19 protein-coding genes are annotated in these 17,974 nt (G+C 41.3%); 9 read left to right on the top strand and 10 right to left on the bottom strand.

Annotated features, from left to right (window positions below; translation table 11 throughout):
- Window positions 1–74: 74 nt before the first annotated feature.
- On the bottom strand, window positions 75–632 hold the full coding sequence (locus V1497_RS18175; RefSeq protein ID WP_349408919.1) for a GNAT family protein: 558 nt from the start codon (window positions 630–632) through the stop codon (window positions 75–77).
- Window positions 633–908: 276 nt separating this feature from the next.
- Window positions 909–2,159: an enhanced intracellular survival protein Eis gene (gene eis, locus V1497_RS18170; RefSeq protein ID WP_349408918.1), complete on the bottom strand. Its 1,251-nt coding sequence runs from the start codon at window positions 2,157–2,159 to the stop codon at window positions 909–911.
- Window positions 2,160–2,268: 109 nt separating this feature from the next.
- Here eis and V1497_RS18165 point away from each other — a divergent pair, with 109 nt between their 5' ends.
- On the top strand, window positions 2,269–2,823 hold the full coding sequence (locus tag V1497_RS18165; RefSeq protein WP_349408917.1) for a flavin reductase family protein: 555 nt from the start codon (window positions 2,269–2,271) through the stop codon (window positions 2,821–2,823).
- 247 nt (window positions 2,824–3,070) lie between these two features.
- Here V1497_RS18165 and V1497_RS18160 read toward each other — a convergent pair whose 3' ends face one another.
- Entirely contained in the window at window positions 3,071–3,817 is a 747-nt protein-coding gene (locus V1497_RS18160) for a Hint domain-containing protein (RefSeq protein WP_349408916.1), read from the bottom strand.
- Between the two features lie 204 nt (window positions 3,818–4,021).
- Here V1497_RS18160 and V1497_RS18155 point away from each other — a divergent pair, with 204 nt between their 5' ends.
- Window positions 4,022–4,711, top strand: a complete 690-nt coding sequence (locus tag V1497_RS18155; protein WP_349408915.1) for a uracil-DNA glycosylase — start codon at window positions 4,022–4,024, stop codon at window positions 4,709–4,711.
- Window positions 4,712–4,759: 48 nt separating this feature from the next.
- Here the strand turns inward: V1497_RS18155 and V1497_RS18150 are convergent, their stop codons facing one another.
- The 4 genes from V1497_RS18150 to V1497_RS18135 all read right to left on the bottom strand — a co-directional run bounded on the left by V1497_RS18150 (window position 4,760) and on the right by V1497_RS18135 (window position 8,085).
- Entirely contained in the window at window positions 4,760–5,734 is a 975-nt protein-coding gene (locus V1497_RS18150) for a DUF523 and DUF1722 domain-containing protein (protein WP_349408914.1), read from the bottom strand.
- Window positions 5,735–6,011: 277 nt separating this feature from the next.
- Complete coding sequence (locus tag V1497_RS18145; protein ID WP_349408913.1) at window positions 6,012–6,314, bottom strand: hypothetical protein; 303 nt, start codon at window positions 6,312–6,314, stop codon at window positions 6,012–6,014.
- Window positions 6,315–6,352: 38 nt separating this feature from the next.
- Window positions 6,353–6,646, bottom strand: a complete 294-nt coding sequence (locus V1497_RS18140) for a hypothetical protein (protein WP_349408912.1) — start codon at window positions 6,644–6,646, stop codon at window positions 6,353–6,355.
- Between the two features lie 212 nt (window positions 6,647–6,858).
- On the bottom strand, window positions 6,859–8,085 hold the full coding sequence (locus tag V1497_RS18135) for a phosphatidylinositol-specific phospholipase C (protein ID WP_349408911.1): 1,227 nt from the start codon (window positions 8,083–8,085) through the stop codon (window positions 6,859–6,861).
- A gap of 780 nt (window positions 8,086–8,865) precedes the next feature.
- Here V1497_RS18135 and V1497_RS18130 point away from each other — a divergent pair.
- Window positions 8,866–9,084, top strand: coding sequence for a DUF2188 domain-containing protein (locus V1497_RS18130; protein ID WP_349408910.1), 219 nt, complete (start codon window positions 8,866–8,868; stop codon window positions 9,082–9,084).
- A 61-nt stretch (window positions 9,085–9,145) separates the two neighbouring features.
- On the opposite strand, the gene V1497_RS18125 is transcribed toward V1497_RS18130, so the two are convergent.
- The gene (locus tag V1497_RS18125) at window positions 9,146–10,258 is read right to left on the bottom strand and encodes a mechanosensitive ion channel family protein (protein ID WP_349408909.1); all 1,113 of its coding nucleotides are present in this window, start codon (window positions 10,256–10,258) and stop codon (window positions 9,146–9,148) included.
- 445 nt (window positions 10,259–10,703) lie between these two features.
- Here V1497_RS18125 and hflK point away from each other — a divergent pair, with 445 nt between their 5' ends.
- Both hflK and V1497_RS18115 read left to right on the top strand, forming a co-directional pair.
- The gene (hflK, locus tag V1497_RS18120) at window positions 10,704–11,666 is read left to right on the top strand and encodes an FtsH protease activity modulator HflK (protein WP_414703585.1); all 963 of its coding nucleotides are present in this window, start codon (window positions 10,704–10,706) and stop codon (window positions 11,664–11,666) included.
- Window positions 11,653–12,585: a protease modulator HflC gene (locus tag V1497_RS18115; RefSeq protein ID WP_349408908.1), complete on the top strand. Its 933-nt coding sequence runs from the start codon at window positions 11,653–11,655 to the stop codon at window positions 12,583–12,585. Before hflK ends, V1497_RS18115 begins: the two co-directional genes overlap by 14 nt.
- Window positions 12,586–12,634: 49 nt before the next feature.
- Here V1497_RS18115 and V1497_RS18110 read toward each other — a convergent pair whose 3' ends face one another.
- Window positions 12,635–13,564, bottom strand: coding sequence for an NAD(P)/FAD-dependent oxidoreductase (locus V1497_RS18110; RefSeq protein ID WP_349408907.1), 930 nt, complete (start codon window positions 13,562–13,564; stop codon window positions 12,635–12,637).
- Window positions 13,561–14,109: a 5' nucleotidase, NT5C type gene (locus V1497_RS18105; RefSeq protein WP_349408906.1), complete on the bottom strand. Its 549-nt coding sequence runs from the start codon at window positions 14,107–14,109 to the stop codon at window positions 13,561–13,563. Before V1497_RS18105 ends, V1497_RS18110 begins: the two co-directional genes overlap by 4 nt.
- A 155-nt stretch (window positions 14,110–14,264) precedes the next feature.
- Between V1497_RS18105 and V1497_RS18100 the strand changes: the two genes are divergently transcribed.
- The 4 genes from V1497_RS18100 to V1497_RS18085 all read left to right on the top strand — a co-directional run bounded on the left by V1497_RS18100 (window position 14,265) and on the right by V1497_RS18085 (window position 17,934).
- On the top strand, window positions 14,265–15,062 hold the full coding sequence (locus V1497_RS18100) for an SDR family NAD(P)-dependent oxidoreductase (protein WP_414703584.1): 798 nt from the start codon (window positions 14,265–14,267) through the stop codon (window positions 15,060–15,062).
- Between the two features lie 44 nt (window positions 15,063–15,106).
- Complete coding sequence (locus V1497_RS18095; RefSeq protein ID WP_349408904.1) at window positions 15,107–16,138, top strand: FUSC family protein; 1,032 nt, start codon at window positions 15,107–15,109, stop codon at window positions 16,136–16,138.
- 164 nt (window positions 16,139–16,302) lie between these two features.
- Entirely contained in the window at window positions 16,303–16,845 is a 543-nt protein-coding gene (locus V1497_RS18090) for a DUF420 domain-containing protein (RefSeq protein ID WP_414703583.1), read from the top strand.
- Between the two features lie 15 nt (window positions 16,846–16,860).
- The gene (locus tag V1497_RS18085; protein WP_349408903.1) at window positions 16,861–17,934 is read left to right on the top strand and encodes a GGDEF domain-containing protein; all 1,074 of its coding nucleotides are present in this window, start codon (window positions 16,861–16,863) and stop codon (window positions 17,932–17,934) included.
- The last annotated feature ends 40 nt before the right edge of the window (window positions 17,935–17,974 follow it).

Genomic DNA, 17,974 nt, shown 5'->3' with positions numbered 1-17,974 from the left:
TTTCATGAAATGCTTATAGAAAAAGAGGGTGATCCTAAATCAGACATCATTGATTAGAACACCCTCTTAATTATTTATTGTGTTGTTCGATTACTCCACTCTCGGCTTAAAATGCCATACATAAGCATGTCATAGCGTTCTCCATCCCGTTGGAGGAATTCACGCTGTGCGCCTTCATATTGGAAGCCGAGACGTTCGTATAGTTTGATCGCTCTTTTGTTGTAGCTGAAAACGGTCAGCTGTATCCGGTGCAGATTCAGTTCAAGGAACGCGAAATTCAAAACAAGCTCCATTGTTTCGTATCCGAGGCCTTGATCCCATAAGCTGCGTTCTCCGATTCCAATTGCGAGCCATGCATTTCTGTGGGGCCAAAGGATATCATCTAAATCGACCCATCCGACAACACGATCGTCCTCGATCATCCGGATCGCAAACAGATAGGACTTCTGCTCTCTCGGTTTCAATTCGACCCAATCCTTGAAGTCACGTTTCAATAAGGGAAAGGATGGGGCAGCATCCATGCACCGCATATACTCATCATCATGGTACCATTCAGATACTTTATCCAAATCCTCCTCAGTGAAACGGCCTAAATAAACTCTTTCCCCTTTACGTAACGATTTCGTAATCATATCTAAAACCCTCAAATCTTTTTTTCTTAAGCTCAGTTAAAGAATGTTGTTGATGTTGAACAGCTTCAGGCGGACGCTTTCCGCGGGCAACGCTTCAGCCTCCTCACTTCCACAGGATGTGGTGGCTTCGACGTTCACCACAGGACGTGGTGGTTGTTAGTCGAAGAACCTTAATTCCTCACTCTGCGGGGTCTTCAGCTGTTGCTTTTCCTGGAGTCGCCGCCTTACGCTTCTATTTCTTTAAATATCAACAATAAAAGCTAACATAGCCTTTCTTTAAAACCGAGTCATGCAGATCGGTTTTTTATGTGTATGGAACAGCTTTGTTACTGTGTCTACATCACCTTTATCGGAGATGGTTGCCCTACCATATGTGTGCAACGCATCGAAAGGCACGACACCCATCAGCATGGAGGTGAAATCTGACACATCCAGTGAAATCTCTGTCGTTTTTCCAGAGACAATTTTTGTGGTCAGATGACCCTCTACCACATTCATCTGAAACTTCTTGTGATTGGTTGGCTGGAAGGTGTCTGTCAGGTTGATGTCCAGTGATAGAGTCATCCTATTGAAATCATGCTCCGACACCTTCTCAAGGAATTTCTTAGCATCGAGAAGCCGATACATGACCCCGACACCCTGAGTGTTGCTCTCATGGAAGACATGCGGTATCAACTGCTCTGTACCATTGCTGGGATTTTCAAGCAGGTGATGGAAATGTTCATCCTGTGTGTCGAAATAAATGGAACGCACCTGATCCTGTTGGCTATGGAAGAATGTAAGCAATTCCGAAAGCACCGTATCATTTTCATACATTATTTCATGGACGATGATATCGTTCTGAAGAAAGCTGTCTTCCGGTTCAGCATGAAAAGAAAAGCCGGCATATCCCCTGATTTCCTCGTTCTCAATAAAACCAACCATAATATGGCCGGGCTGTTTCATCGACCTTTCAAAATCAGATGGCGTCCGCAGAAAAAGCCCATGTGTATGAGAGGCCGTTTTATTGTAATAAGCAGTAAGGTCATCTGCATGCTCAACCGTAAGATAGGATAGGTGGGATTTCGATCCGCCTTTTGGCAAGTGCATCGGCTTCACTCGGAACCGGTTCTTTTTCGCTCCATACCCGTATCCCATTTTCCGATAAAAGTCCGGCCGGAAAGGATAAAGGGCGGTCATGTATGTACCTTGCATCAAGTAGTGATTATGAAAATACTCAAGCAGTCTTTTCGCAATCCGTTCTTTCTTATGGAGTAAATCGACTGCTACCATGCCGATTCCACCCACCGGCACAGCTTGATCGTAAAACGTCATTTCAAAATCATGAAGACGCATTCCGCCGACCAGTTTCTCAGATTGATAAGCGCCATACAGGGCAGTCGTCTTATCACTTTCTTGTAATTCAATGAAACGGTCCGCCATCTTCTGTATTTCGTCTTCAGTACGAACCTTCATACCTGGATAGGAACGACTCACCAGCTCGATAAAGGATTTGATATCTTCAACTGGCAACCTTCTGATTTCCATGGGATCCCCCCTCACAAATAAACAGATGAAACCATTATAACAAAATTGTGACAATTCAATCGGTTTCGTGTGATAATAAAAAAAGAAAAGAGAGAAGGGGGAAAACAAGTTGAGGAAACCGACAGATAAAATGGTCATGCATAGTTATCCTGGAATGGTAGCCATTGTGACGGTATCCTATGGTGGAGAGGATAATGTCATGGCGGCAGGCTGGCACTCTTACATATCCTATGATCCAGCAATTTACGGCGTTGCGATCGGTCGTGAACGCCATACCCACAAGCTCGTAAAAAAAGCGGGTTCGTTCGCCATCAATTTTTTGTCTTACGAGAATGCCGAGTTCATTCAGCAATGCGGAACCTATTCAGGAAGCAATACAGACAAGTTCGAGCTTGGAAACATGTCGTTCGACAGAGGGATCACAACCGATGCACCGATTCTGCACGATGCCTATGTCGCGTATGAGTGTAAGACGATCGATGTGAATACATATGGAGATCATGATTGGTTCGTAGCGGATATCACGAAATTTTACAGAGACGATACGTTTTTTGATGAAAAAGGATTACCAGACTTTGATATTTTGGACATACCGCTCTACCTCGGCCGTTCCCGTTATTTGCGAGCCGATTCATCAAGTGTCATTAAGAAGTTCATGGTGTGAGCGTAAGGAATTTTTCATGTAGAATCATGACGAATATTTTCTGGGAAATTCTTTTCAAGTCGAATTCCGTCGTAAAGGCTAGTGAATACAAGAGTCTTTTCCATGTAAAAGTATTAGTTATCATAATCGAAGATATTTATCTCAAAGATTGATAATATCCTATAAATCATTGAAAAACAGGCACAGAATTCTTCTGTACCTGTTTTTTGCATGAGTAATAAATTTTCACATCAATAACATACTCTCCTTAGACAAATTCATTAATATTAATTCCGTTTTTAAGAACCGCAGATAACTGAGTTTGAAGAGACCAGGTTGCTAGAGCAACCCCTTCAGCAAAAATTATATGATCTTTTGGAGGTAAACCAAGAAGACTATTTGCTGAAAAAGCAAAGCGTAAATCTCTGTCTCCATATAAGGACTGCTCTAGGAATTTTTCACTACCTAAAACAAAATTCCATACATCTTTTTTTGTCTCTTTTCGTTCAATTTTTTTAACTGTACCTGGTCCCCATTGTGTGTGAACAACCTCGTTGGGCTCAATCCAGCTGGCTTGGATTAGATAATTAAAACGTACTAGGACTGGGTGCTTCTCAGTTATACTGATATATACATCTTTAAATTTCTTACCATCGTATACTTTTATAGTTAAATTAACCATTGGGATCTCTTCAGGTCCCCTTATTAAATCTATAACAGTTGCTGAAGTTCCACCTAAGACTTTAACTCTATCTCCGGTTTTTGTATTATTATCAAAGATTTTTAGAGATTGAATGGGTTTAGTCTCACCATTTTCCATAAGTACTTTGGTGTCTTCTGCAAAACACCCCTCAGGGGGCATAGTAGGTAACCACATTCTTTTCCTTTCTTTATCCTTATCCTTATCCTTATCTTTATCTTTGTCTTTGTCCTTGTCCCTTTCCCTGTCTTCATCTTGCCCATTCAATATAAATTCTTTATTTGTTAAACTTAATCGCTCACTTATTCTGTACATAAGAAATACCTCCTTAATTTAGTTCTTTAAATTATATGTTAGTCCAATAAGTGTTAGGTCTGGTCATTCTAAAAATTGCTCTTTATATCTTTAAGGGTGTTACACAGTAATATCTAATAGGTATTAAATCTCCAAAGATCGGAAGTAGATGATCTCTATGATATACTACGGGTGGAAAAAACGTTATAACACGGGTGAGTATTCATGGAAATATTGAAAAATGAGTGGGCAGATGTCCTTAACAGTGAGTTTGAAAAAGACTATTATCAACGTTTACGAGAACAGCTGAAGGTGGAGTATGGTAATCATACTGTATTTCCGGATATGTATGAGATCTTCAATGCGCTCCATTATACGGATTACAACGACGTCAAGGTGGTTTTAATCGGGCAGGATCCTTACCATGGGCCTGGACAGGCGCACGGGCTCAGCTTTTCGGTTCAGCCAGGCGTCAAGCAGCCCCCGTCTTTGAAGAACATCTTTAAAGAGCTTCAATCCGATTTAGGGCATGACATTCCTGACCATGGATCACTTGTCCATTGGGCGAAGCAAGGGGTCTTATTATTGAACACAGTCCTCACCGTACGGAAAAAGGAGCCGAATTCCCATAAAGGATTGGGATGGGAACAGTTCACGAATACAGTCATCCAATCGTTGAATGAACGAGAAACTCCACTTGTCTTCTTATTATGGGGAAGACATGCTCAGCAGAAGGAAGAGTTGATCACGAATGATCACCATCTGATTCTTAAATCTCCTCATCCTAGTCCTTTTTCTGCAAACAAAGGCTTTTTCGGAAGCAGACCATTTTCAAGGATCAACCAATTCTTACGTGAACAGGGGCTTGAGGAAATCGATTGGGAAATTCCACCGATTGAAGAGGAGACAAAATAACACAAAAAAATGGTGCCCTAGAGCTTCTGGGGTACCATTCTTGTTTACTCAGGCATAGCTTCTTCCTTTACCTGAGTCCGCCATTTCGACGAGATCCTCGGGGTAAGGCTCGAAAAAGGATTGTTGCAGGAGATAGTCATTATCAAATCGTAGTACCCATGATTTTAATATACTTAATAAATTGCTGAGTGGAATCTTCCGGGACTTATACCGTTCAAGCAAGTGTAGGAAATGATCTCTCTCCTTCTTACTCAGATCATCTGAAAAGTAGCCCATGATATGCTGACAGACGTTGATGTTGGATGTGTACCGTGCAGCTTTTTGGAACATGCGATGGAGTTCAGTTTCATACTCCTCATACACCTGGTCGATGGTATCGTACGTTTTGTGATTTGCGATGATCCGACCCATATTCTTGAGGCGTGTCTGATTATAAGCCATGAACAAATATTTATTTACAGACTGAAATTGAATCAGTTTTTGGATTGTTGGCTCTTTCTTTAACTCCCGAAATGCAGCCAGGGTATATAACTTCGTAAGGAAATGCTCTCTGATGGTGAAATTCGTCAGCCGTCCTTCTTCCTCTACAGCAAGCATACCGAACTGATCGAGGACCATTCCTCCAAACAGTCCGCTTCCTTTCTCTTTGACCGGTGCTTTTTCAATCCCGCTATAGATCCGCACATCCCGCGTCCCGCAGCTAGGTGAACGATTCTTTAAAATGAATCCGTCCACGTCCGGAATGGATTTTAAAAAGCCCTTGGTAAACGTATTCATATCCTCTGTCAGATCTTTTTTAGATGAGGGCTGGATCATTCTTGTCTCTCCATCTTGCGAAACAAGACGTACCGTTTCCCTTGGTGTCCCCAGACCGATTTCGACCTCCGGACAGATGGGGATAAATTCGACATAAGGCATGAGGGTTTGCACGGTCATATCTTTCAAGACGTCGCCATTATACCGGCACGCATCGAATTCTAAACATTTACTAACGACGATTTTAGGAGTTGGAAAGGATCGCATAAGTACCTCCATACTGTATAAGGAAATAAAGACGTTTATGATAGATGTTTACCCTTTTACGAAATCGCTTATTCGTATATTCCGAAAAGATATAACAGGGAGTGATTCAACTCTCATGAACCGACTTGCTAAAAAGATTATTACACATGGAAAGAAACATGGAATCCCGATGAATAAAAAGAAAAAATGAGTTCAACTATACCTCCCATATATAGTAAAAAAGCCCATTTCAGCGCGCAAAAAAGCATAGCCAAAGGCTATGCTTTTTATGTAAGTTTTATGGAACTGGATATGGCTGATCTTCGCGATAGAGATAACCCTCATATGTTTGTACATTCATTGCACCAGTTTTCCAATACAAGTACCCACGATAAATTGTTCCATACGCTGTTTCTGAATGAAATACATACGGTTGAGGGGATCCACGGTAGTTTCTTTCAGCCCAAAACCTTTCAGGTCCATAGTAAGATGAAGAGTATTCCTTAGCTTCCTTAGCACTTGCTGATGGAGGGTTAACTGTCGCCATACTTACTGTCATAAGAGACAACATAAACATAACGGTAAGCATTTTTTTAATCATATCTATTACCTGCTTTCACTAATATTTAACCTGAGAATTTAAGGAGCTGGAAGTGGCTGATCTTCACGATAGAGATAGCCTGAATACCTGTAGTGGCCATAAAATTCCTGATCAAAATATAAGTATCCACGATAGATTGCATCATACCGTGCTTCTTGAAAGTATACATACTCTCCCTGATAATTAGAATACGAACTTTCTCTCCAATACTTTGTAGGTCCTGAGTAGGCTTCCGTGTATTCCTTAGCACTTGCCGATGGAGGATTGATCGTCGCCACACTTACAGTCATAAGAGACAACATAAACATAACGGTAAGCATTTTTTTAACCATATTTTTCACCTGCCTTTCACCAATATTTAACCATAATATAAAAAATATTACATTAATATTTAGAAAATTATGTAAAATAGTGTAGAATACCTAGATAACGAAAACGGGGACTTATAAACAAAAAAAGCTTCCTTGAATTAGATCCTGCAACCAAAAAACCACTGTTTAGTTACAGTGGTTTTTTTGTGAAATTTAATAATTTTCTGTTCTAGTTAAACCGAAAACTTGTTGGTTGCTATTATCTTTTCCACTAAAATAGGAATCTGATCTTTCGGCTCATTAGGGAAATCCATAAGGATTGTGCCAACCCTATTTGAGCCCACTTGATCCATATATCTAAACAAGTAAGGATTCACTTTATTCGCAACAGATTTAGGAGTTGCACCTTGTGATGCTGATGCATAATTTAAGTACCAGTGTTCCATAGCCCCTTTCTGAGCTTCATTCATAAAGGATTCAACCATATTCCACTTTTCATCAATATTAAAATACGTTAGAAGTTTGTAGAAATCTTGAACGCGGAATTGTGCATATGGTATGTCAATAAAAAACGTTGTGTTTTCCTTCCAATTTGTCACATCGATGCCCAACGTTTTTCTCTTGTTCATATCGAATCTTCGAATTAATACAATTTTACCCCTTACCTCATCTAAAGTTGGAATCTTTTTGTCTAAGTACCACATCGATTCATTATCTTTTAGGTACGAAAGAAAAGTAGCATCGAAATCTCTTGTACAATCTTCTCTAGTCCCCGTTGGCTGGATGAACATAATAATGGTTTCTTGAGGTTGTTCATTTAAAAAACTTATACAATCGTTTAAAACATCTCTGAAATTTTTGTGTTGATAATATGCTGCATGATGAATTGTAAACGCATTTTTGATATGTCTGCACCGAATGTCTATGAAACGAATACCAGCATTCAGTTGTTCCTTTAAACTCATTGTCTGGCATTCTGGCCCTGGACCACCATATAGAGCGCAAGTTTCATGAGTACCTGGTATATTCAGTTCAGAAAGCTTTTTGCTTCCTGGTATATTTTCCATCCAACTTTTTTTAGGTACACGCCTGAAAATCGTGATTTTATTCCACTTGTTCCCAGATACTTGAGAAACAATAAACTTTCCTGCATCCTTTCCATACCTTCCCAATTCACGCGTATAATTATGATATGAATCATACTGATATATATCTATCCAAAAAACATCACCAGTTTCAAACTCCATATGAAGTCTGAACCTTGCTGCCTTTTTCCAGTAATTAAGTTCCTCTCTTTCTTCAAGTGAGGAATAGGCTTTAAGGCTTCTTTCATTCAAATTACGATCAGGGTGGGATACTCCCACCCACTCATCCGAGTTAGAATCCGTCACCCAAATACGCGTAATATTAAAAGGGGTGTTATTCGTTAATCTAAAATGAGTCTCAAGGGATGCAGTCATTTAAAAAATTGTCCTCCTTTTGGTCTCAGTTATGTTTTGATACGAAATTAAACTACGAAATGGTATTTATTTACATGCGAAGCTTATATTTTAACTCTATTATTCGGATTTGGTCTTATTACTTAAATTTATATAAGAATTAATTTTATAATCTTCCAGGCTTTATTTTTACTAAGAGAATAAATTAAATAATGCCCATGAATTCATTCATGAGCACCTTTTTGTTCTTTGATTTATTTGCATTTTATCTATGTATATTTTCTAAGAATTTTAAACCAAGCAGAAAAAGCTTGCTTCCATGGATTAAATCATGAAAGTAAGCCTTTTCTGTGAATAGTGAATTTTAACATACCGACATTTATGATTATATCAGCTAATGGATATTTTAACTTTACAAAACCATCTTACAAATCACTTGGTTTTAAGTAAGTGGATGATATAAATTACTTTCAATCTATTATACATAAATTTGGAAGATCCTGAAGTGTGTTTATAATGGAGAATTGATGAAATTGAATATTAATTGTGAATTTAATAAATGTGTAAGTATCCTTTTTTAATCCAACACAAACTCTTAAGCGCTGCACTCAATTATCCTGATGCTAGGACCTCTTTCGTACCCTGTGCCCTGTCCTTCCGCTCTTCTTCTTTTTCTTCAATGCATTCACCTCCGTATCGTTACTTTCACCAATAGGGGAAGAGGTTAACCCGAAAAACACGTGTAAAAAATTAGGAGTCGGGTATATAACAATCACAGTAACCATAAGGAGGAATGAATTCATGGAAGCGAAAATTTATCATGTTGTACCGAATGAAGATAATAACCGTTGGGACATTAAACTTGAAGGGCGCGATCATTCCGAAAAAACGTTCGATACGAAGGATGCAGCTACAGATGAAGCGAAAAAATTAGCAGATGAAGCAAGACCGAGCCAGGTCGTCATTCATCGTGAAAATGGTGAAGTGCAAGATGTAAGTAAATATTCCATAGATGGATAAACGAACATAACAAAGGCTGAGCAAATTTCGCTCAGCCTCTTTATTTTCGTTTTCAATCACGTTAATCGATATTAGCCTTGTTTGTAAATGGGCTGGATTCCCCGTCCTTTTCCATATAAATGCTTCGGCTAGGGAAGGCGACAGAAACACCTTCACGGTCGAGGATTTCCATGATTCTCAAGTTGATATCCTCCTTCACCTCAAGATAGTTCACCCAAGCGGTCGTCTTGGTATAGAAGTAGATCATGATATCAAGGCTGCTGTCGTTGTATTTATCGAAACGAACCTCGATGAAATCTGGATGGACTTCTGGATGCTCAGTGATTAACGTTTTAATCTGTTTGACGCACGTTTCTATTTTTTCCTTCGGTGTTGTATAGGTGACACCGAGGTTAAAGAAGACTCTTCGTTTGCGCATACGCGTCCAGTTCGTGATCGGATCATTTGCGATATCAGCATTTGGGACTGTCACGAGTGCATCTGCAAACGTACGGACCTGTGTGCTTCTGAAATTGATGTCTTCAACGACGCCTTCTACCGATGGTGTCTGAATCCAGTCTCCGATCGAGAAAGGTCGTTCGATGATGATGACGATACCCCCGAATAGGTTACCGAGTGCTTCCTTTGCTGCAAAGGCGAAAGCAAGTCCCCCGATACCTAGACCAGCAACGAATCCATTCACATCATAACCCCATTCCTGAGCCAGAACACTGATACTTATCGCAATGATGACAAACTTCAATACTCTCGATACGAAAGGAATCAAAATTTGATCGACCTGCAAATCCAATCGATGCTGAAACCTGGTAAACAGGATCGAAGACGAGGATGAAAGATTGACCAGTCCCCAAGAAATCATGAGAATGACTGAGGACCTGAACAGTCTGAGTGGTAGCTGTACATAATCCTCGCTGATTTCAAGTGATTGATAAGCGACATAAAACCCAAGGAAGATAAAGAAAACATTCAACGGTCGCTCAAAAGCGAGCAGTATTTTATGTAAAACTTGAGTAGATGATTTATCTGTCAGATTGGAAATCAATCTGAAGATGTATTTTGTGAACAGCTTACGGAATAAAACAAAACCGATGAAAATCGCTAAAGCAATTCCGATGTCGATCCACAATTCAAGATCAGTTAGAATTTCGAGTGTAGAATTATACCAATCGAGCATGACGGCACTCCTTCATAAATAATCATTTCAAATATAAACTTATCAGAAAAAGGTGAGGGGGTAAAATTTTGGTTACAACATATATCTTCTTACCAAATCCAACCATACTGGGGGTGTTGTTGGAAAGAAAAGGGGATTGACCGTCACGATGTTTATCCAATATGTACGGTATGGTAAGATAATAATGTTCTAGGACTTTTGGAATACATACAAGCTTGACCCATTGAAGGAAGATTCATTCATATAAAGATGGAGCAGACTGACTGACTTCAACAAATTGAGGTCAGCTTTTTTTCTGGCTTATTTTTTACCAGGAGTGGCTTGAAATTCGCTTAACCACGTCTAATGTGAGCTTCATTTCCATAAATAAACAGAAAAATAGTATGAAACCATGTGGTCTTATGAACGTATAAATCTGTAACAAGGAATTTAAGGGGGTTGCAACGTGAATCGTACAACAAAGTTGATACTTTTCATACCATTAGGGTTGTTGGTGGCGGCGGCGCTTTTTACAAGTGTCTACACAGTAGACGAATCAGAGCAGGCCGTCATTGAAACATTCGGACAAGTGGAAGAGGGAATCATTACTTCAGGTCTTCATTTCAAGCTGCCATGGCCGATGCAGCAGGTTCGTAAATTTTCCAAAGAAACGTTCAGTCTGCAGTTCGGCTATGAAGAAGTTGATGGAGAAGTAACAAAAGAATACCCAGAAGATACGAAAATGATCACAGGGGACGAAAACATCGTATTAGCGGACATGGTCGTGCAGTGGAAAATCACGGATCCGAAAAGGTTCTTATACGCGACAGATGATCCGGAGCAAATTTTATATAATGCGACTTCTGCTTCATTGAGAGGAATCATCGGAACGTCCACCATCGATGAATCCCTCACGTCAGGAAAAGCAGAAATCGAGGCACAAGTAAGAGATCTGTTGGTTAAATTGATTGAGGATTATGATATCGGTGTTTCCATCCTAGCCGTCAAGCTTCAGGACGTCGATCTCCCGAATAAAGAGGTGCGACGGGCGTTCACGAAGGTAACGGATGCAAGGGAAACGATGAATACGAAAATCAACGAAGCAAGAAAGTACTCCAATAAGAAAACGGAAGAAGCCGAGGGTGAAAAGGATGCGATCATCTCTCGTGCAGAAGGGGATAAGGCAGCCCGGATCGAAAAAGCACGCGGAGACGTCGCGACGTTCAACGCCTTGTACTCGGAATACAAAAATCAACCTGCAATCACGAGGGAGCGTCTCGTACTTGAAACCCTCGATCAAGTCCTTCCGCATGCTGAAATTTACATTATGAGCGATGAGGGTGGAACATTGAAATACTTACCGATTCGACCTGCAGAGGCGAAGCCAGCACCTGTTCAAGAAGGAGGGAAGAAGAGTGAGCAACAATAACATTTACGACATCAATGAGCAGAAGAAGACCTTCAATTGGAAACGGCATAAGAAGCCGATCATCTTCGGAGTTATAGCTCTCCTTCTTGTCAGCTTCATCCTTAGTAATCTGTTTATCGTTAAAGAAAACGAATACCGGGTCGTCCGTCAATTCGGTGAGGTTGTTAGAATAGTAGATGAACCAGGCTTGAACTTTAAAGTGCCATTCATCCAATCCGTTTCAACATTACCGAAGTACCAAATGATGTATGACGTGACAAAAGCGGAAATCAATACGAAAGATAAGAAACGGATGATCATCGATAATTATGCAATCTGGTATATTGAAGAACCGAAAAAGATGATCTCTAATCTCCGTACAACGGAAAATGCTGAAGCGAAAATGGCGGAGTTCATCTTCTCCATCGTCCGTTCCGAGCTAGGTAAGTTGAATTACGATGAAATCATCAATGATGAGAATTCCTCACGTGGAAGCTTGAATGAACGCGTTACGGAAAAGGTCAACACACTGTTGCAGCGAGATCAATTCGGGATCGTCGTAAAGGATGTCCGTATGAAACGTACAGACCTCCCTGATGAAAACGAAGAATCCGTTTTCACACGAATGATTTCAGAGCGTGAAACGAAAGCGCAACAATACTTATCTCAAGGGGATGCGGAAAAGAACCGTATCATTGCGAACACGGATAAAGAAGTGAAACAGCTTCTGGCAAAAGCGGAAGCCGATGCTGAGAAAATCCGTGCAGAAGGGGAGAAAGAAGCTGGAAGGATCTACAATGAGTCCTTCAGTAAGGATCCTGATTTCTACTCCCTTTACCGTACATTGAATTCATATAAAAAGACGATCGACAAAGAAACGGTCATCATCCTTCCAAAGGATTCACCGTATGCTCGGTTGTTGATGGGCTATTTGGATTAAGACACTCCTAAATAAAAAGGCTGACCGATCGGTCAGCCTTTATTGCTTTTCAAGAAAGCTGTAAGGAAAGGTGTTTGGCAGCAATCATGCCTTGGCCTGTAGCGGATGAAATGCTTGAAAAGATGGGATGTGTACATACATCACCTACAGCATAAATGTCATCGTTGCTCGTTTGCTGACAGCTGTTGACAGTCACATAACCGGACTCATCGAGATGGACGTGCTCCTTTACAAAGCGGGTGTTTGGTTGGACGCCAATTCGGATGAACACACCTTCAACAGGTAGGTCTGTCGTCGTTTCGTCTTTCAGATTCCTTAGCTCAACACCGGTAATCCCATTTTCACTATGGTGAATACAATTTACGACATGGTCTTCCATTACAGTGATTCTTTGGTGATTGAAGACAGGCTTTCTGAATTCTTCCCTCGCTCTGAACTGTTTCGAACGATGGACAAGCTGCACGTCTGCACCGCTTTCAGCAAGTAACAACGCCCCTTCGAATGCACGATCTCCGCCACCGACGACAATGACGCGTTTTCCTTGGAAACGATGACGATCCTTCGTTGCCGAGTAGATTTCTCCCCGGTCAATCATCTCTTGTTCTCCAGGAACGTGAAGCCTCCTGACAGATGTGCCAGTCGCAAGGATCAAATAGCGGTAGCTGATTTTCATGGTATCCTGTCCCGTTCGGACATGGATGATTTTTTCCTCACAATTCAATTGCTCAACGGATGCCTCCAAATGGTAATGACAGCTCAACAGCTCCATATGATGCGTGAATTGTTCTTTCAGAGCATTTCCATTTTCAAAGAATTGACCGGGATAATCGATGATCCGGTTATGAATATCCTTTAATTGTCCGCCGAGTTCTGAGCGTTCTTCAATCAATGTGTAGTCCAGGCCTAACCGTTGACACCAGATGGCTGCTGCTATACCAGCAGGGCCACCTCCTATAATGAGAATATCCGTTGTCCTCACGATTCTTCACCCATTTCGAATTGTTCAACCCACTTCTCAAACGCTAACCAACCATCGACTCGATCGACATCCACGTTTTGATTATAAGGATAGTCCATGGCAACCGCCTTTCGTCCGGTTTCGGAAAAAGCGATCAGATTATGCGGGGCATCGTCGAAAAGAACGTCTCCCCGTACCATCTCTTTCCGATGGGTGAATACAAGATTATGTGCACCGATAAAAGGAAGGTGCTTCCGAACCCATTTTTCTTTTTCGGTATACGCATAAGTCCGACTGCTCGTCACGATCAGGATGTCATGCTTATGGGACAGTCTTTCGAGAACCTCAATCGCGTTCGGTAAGGGCTCCAGGTTAAGGAAAAGTCCCTCTTCATCCAAGTAGTCGTAGATCTTCTTGCCGCATTCTTTTTTTACGTACTTCTCACTATTCCAGCATTGGAGGTCTTCGACGCTCAAATCATCCTCATAATCCTCGTTATATCTGCGATGCCATTCGCTCATTAAATCGCAAATGACAGAATCCATATCAATCAATAGCGTTTTCATTATGTAATCTCCTTTATCTGTCACGCTCCACCTAAATTATAGCAATTCCTTTTGTTTTTTAAAAATGTAGAGAGGATATAAGTTGACGGTTCGATGTATTTAATCTATTATATGTTTAAACAGTTAAACGAATAAACGAAAGAGAGTAGATGCATATGAACACAGCACTTATTACCGGCGCTTCAGGTGGAATCGGTCGTGAGCTTGCCTATCATTTTGCGCGGGATGGACATCGATTGGTTCTCGTTGCAAGGTCGAAACAAAAACTGGATACTTTAGCTCAAGAGCTGCAAGAGAAGTATGCCGTTCAAGCGGATGTCATTGTTTCAGACTTAGGTAAGCCTGATGCTGTAGATAATGTGTTGAAGGAGCTTTCAACGCAAAACATCACAGTCGATATCCTTGTTAATAATGCTGGTTTCGGATTGTACGGCGAGTTTTACGAGATAGAGTGGGAAGAAGAGAAAGAAATGATGATGGTCAACATGATGGCGCTGACCGAGCTTACGAAGAAGCTTGTACCCCAAATGGTAGAGCGGAAAAGAGGAAGGATCCTGAATGTCGCTTCCACGGCTGCTTTTCAGCCGGGTCCATTGATGGCGGTCTATTATGCGACGAAAGCATATGTTCTTTCTTTCTCAGAAGCACTCGAAAATGAACTCCAAGGAACGGGCGTATCTGTATCTGTCCTTTGCCCTGGACCGACCGATACAGGCTTTCAGCAACGTGCAAGCATGGAAGAGTCCAAGCTTCTCGATACTGGTGTCATGAGTGTCGAAAGGGCTGCTGACATTGCCTACAATCAATTCAAAGCAGGGAAGACATTGATCATTCCAGGGACGCAGAATAAGCTGCTTGCACTCATGATTCGTTTCCTGCCAAGAAAGATGGTGACGAAAACAGTCCGCAAGGTCCAAAGCCCAAAGAGCTCAAGTAGAATTACCCGTACTTAGTTGGTACAATAAGGAAAGACGATTTCTACCCTGGGTGATGCGGAATGAAGATGATTAATTTAACCAATTGGATCGGTGGGCGGGTGATTAAAACTGGTCTGGCGGCCTTTGTGACGGCGCTGATATGCAACCTGTTTCATTTGCCTGTCCTTTTTGCAGTCATCACGGCGATTGTGACGGTTGAACCGACCGCATCCGATTCCATAAAAAAAGGGATGATCCGCTTTCCGGCAGCAATGATCGGAGCAGCATTCGCGATGGGCTTCGAATATTTTCTCGGTCCCACCTCTCTTACATATGCGTTGGCGGCGACACTTACCCTCCTCGTCTGTCATAAGCTCCGCCTTGATGCAGGTATGCTTGTTGCCACGTTGACGGCTGTCGCGATGATTGCGGAGACAGAGGACGAGCACTTCATGTCTTTCGTCGTCCGTTTATCGACCACGTTAATTGGTCTAATTGTTTCCACAGCAATCAATTATTTGATTTTACCGCCTCACTATCATGAAATGGTCCGGAAGCAGGTCGATGAATTATATGACGGAGCAGGTTTTATTCTGAACAGATTTGTAAAAGGCGGGACACCGCGTGAACTGCAATCGGAGTATCGAAAGCTGAGTAAGGATATGGAACGAGCCTTTTCACTTGCTCAATATCAGCGTGAGGAATGGAAATATCGGCGTCATAATCTCAAGGAAATCCGGGAATTTGGAATACTTATGAAAAAATTGGAATATTTTCAAAAGATTCTTTATCATTTCGGGAATTTAGTATATCTTAATATTGAGAATGCAAAATTAACACCTGAAAAAGTACAGACGATTATGAAAGCTGTCGATTCGATTGCCGCCATTTTGAAGGATCCTAAACATCAGGTTCATGATGAGCATAACAAATTGATCGAGCAGCTTGATGAGTTGTTCATATATGAAAAAGAACGCCGGATTCAAGCCGAACATGCGAAGACGAGGAAACATCTATCCGTCAGGGTCGCAATCCTATACGAATTGTTAGCGCTTGAAGATGTACTGGAGGATTTGGAAAGAGTATGTACGAAAGAAAGGGTTGAAACCTGAGCCGGCTTAACATCCAGATGCCAATGCCACAAACGGTTTTTGGTATCTTTTTATAATTGGTTGAAGTTCAGTTGTGAACGTTATGTGGCTTCATCCATTTAAAAGTTGATGAATAGGGGTCGGGTTCGCTATTCTAAGAGTAGTACTTTAGATACAGGAGAGAAATGATGGTTCAAAATAAATCTACCCAACAGAAGAGTTACACTGGAATCGTGGTCGTACTGTCGATCCTCATCAATGCCCTTGTCGTCCTTTTATTCTTTTTACCGGAATATGAAGGGGAAACGGGCTTTGATATTACGATTCTTCCATTGTTGAATGCAATTTTCAATAGCTTTACTTTTGTCTTTTTACTCGCTGCGTTATGGTTCATCCTGCGTAAAAACATCAAGCTTCACAAACGATTCATTTTCGCAGCATTCACAACCACAGCACTCTTTTTAGTTTCATATGTTTCTTATCACTATTTGGCGGAGTCCACTTCATACGGAGGCGAAGGACCGCTGAAATATATTTATTACTTCATCCTGATTACACATATCATCCTTGCAGCAGTCATTGTTCCTCTTGCACTGTTATCACTTGTTAGAGGCTTGACCATGCAAGTTGAAAAACACCGGAAGATTGCCAGGTGGACGATGCCATTATGGCTATATGTCAGTCTGACAGGAGTACTCGTGTACATCTTGATATCTCCATATTATTAACATGCGGGGTGGGCTATGGGGCTGCTAGAGCTTGATACCAGGAAGCTGAATCGGAAAATACTGAATGTCTATTGGATCATTGTCGGACTAGCTGTATTTATTAAATTGGTCAACTATTATTTTACCGATGTGCCGCTCCATGAGTATTTGCTCTATTATGTCGCAATACCGAGTGGAATTGGTGCTTTGATTGTCGTGTCAGCTGAAATATGTATGAAGAATATCAGGAAGCACCTTGATTTGATCGTTGTGCTGGCCGGTTTATTCATTGCACTCAATTTCATCTATAGCCGTCCTGATATCGTCATTTTGCGATCTGCGCTCTTTCTGCCAATCCTCGTTTCCGGCGCTTATTTCAAGCCAAGGACAATTTATCTTTCTGCAACGGCGACCATGATCAGCTATTCTCTTTTGACCGTTGTGCAACCCGTTTTAAGACATGATATTAGCATCATCGACCATTTTACTTTGATGGCGATGCTAACGATTGCTGCCTTTGCAGTTCTCGGAATTATGGAGCGTGGGCTGGAGTTGGCAGTGAATTACCGTCAGTCGATTGAAAATCAACAAGAGCTCCTCGTAAAGAACACCCTTATGGAAAAGCTGACAAAAACGGACTCCCTTACAGGGATGTACAATCAAATTTCCTTTCATCAATTTTTGGATGAACTGCTCGCTCACCATGCAAAGTATCACTTCTCCATACAGATGGCGATATTCGATCTCGACAATTTCAAACAGGTCAATGATACATATGGGCATCGGGCGGGCGATGAGGTACTCAGAACAGTATCGGAACTCATCAAAAAAGAAATCACCCCGGATGACTTTGCTGCTCGCTATGGAGGCGAGGAATTCATTGTACTCTTTGTAGGGAAGCCGATGAAAAAAACGGTAGAGTTGGTCGAAACAATCCGGAAAAAGATCGAAGGGATTCCATTCGAGGTGTTGAATGGTGAAACCGTTACAATCAGTGTCGGTGTTCAAGAATATCAAGCGAACAGCCGGAAAGAAACCTTTTTTGAAATGGCTGATTCCTTGTTGTATGATGCAAAAAGGAATGGCAAGAACCAAGTAAAAACAGGTTGATCTCTAATATGTAAAACTGCAAAGACATTGCAGTTTTTTT

This window comes from Pseudalkalibacillus sp. SCS-8 (assembly GCF_040126055.1).
GTDB lineage: Bacteria > Bacillota > Bacilli > Bacillales > Fictibacillaceae > Pseudalkalibacillus > Pseudalkalibacillus nanhaiensis.
The sequence above is the reverse complement of the archived record's forward strand: the minus strand, read 5'-3'. Positions and strand labels throughout refer to the sequence as shown.

Bases quoted from the DNA above. Each gene is read 5' to 3' on its own strand.
- V1497_RS18150 (WP_349408914.1), bottom strand. From the start codon at position 5,734: ATGCGATCCTTTCCAACTCCTAAAATCGTCGTTAGTAAATGTTTAGAA.
- V1497_RS18085 (WP_349408903.1), top strand. From the start codon at position 16,861: ATGGGGCTGCTAGAGCTTGATACCAGGAAGCTGAATCGGAAAATACTG.
- V1497_RS18175 (WP_349408919.1), bottom strand. From the start codon at position 632: ATGATTACGAAATCGTTACGTAAAGGGGAAAGAGTTTATTTAGGCCGT.
- V1497_RS18155 (WP_349408915.1), top strand. From the start codon at position 4,022: ATGGAAATATTGAAAAATGAGTGGGCAGATGTCCTTAACAGTGAGTTT.
- V1497_RS18140 (WP_349408912.1), bottom strand. From the start codon at position 6,646: ATGGTTAAAAAAATGCTTACCGTTATGTTTATGTTGTCTCTTATGACT.
- V1497_RS18090 (WP_414703583.1), top strand. From the start codon at position 16,303: ATGATGGTTCAAAATAAATCTACCCAACAGAAGAGTTACACTGGAATC.
- V1497_RS18135 (WP_349408911.1), bottom strand. From the start codon at position 8,085: ATGACTGCATCCCTTGAGACTCATTTTAGATTAACGAATAACACCCCT.
- eis (WP_349408918.1), bottom strand. From the start codon at position 2,159: ATGGAAATCAGAAGGTTGCCAGTTGAAGATATCAAATCCTTTATCGAG.
- V1497_RS18100 (WP_414703584.1), top strand. From the start codon at position 14,265: ATGAACACAGCACTTATTACCGGCGCTTCAGGTGGAATCGGTCGTGAG.
- V1497_RS18145 (WP_349408913.1), bottom strand. From the start codon at position 6,314: ATGATTAAAAAAATGCTTACCGTTATGTTTATGTTGTCTCTTATGACA.
- V1497_RS18125 (WP_349408909.1), bottom strand. From the start codon at position 10,258: ATGCTCGATTGGTATAATTCTACACTCGAAATTCTAACTGATCTTGAA.
- V1497_RS18105 (WP_349408906.1), bottom strand. From the start codon at position 14,109: ATGAAAACGCTATTGATTGATATGGATTCTGTCATTTGCGATTTAATG.
- V1497_RS18095 (WP_349408904.1), top strand. From the start codon at position 15,107: ATGAAGATGATTAATTTAACCAATTGGATCGGTGGGCGGGTGATTAAA.
- V1497_RS18130 (WP_349408910.1), top strand. From the start codon at position 8,866: ATGGAAGCGAAAATTTATCATGTTGTACCGAATGAAGATAATAACCGT.
- V1497_RS18160 (WP_349408916.1), bottom strand. From the start codon at position 3,817: ATGTACAGAATAAGTGAGCGATTAAGTTTAACAAATAAAGAATTTATA.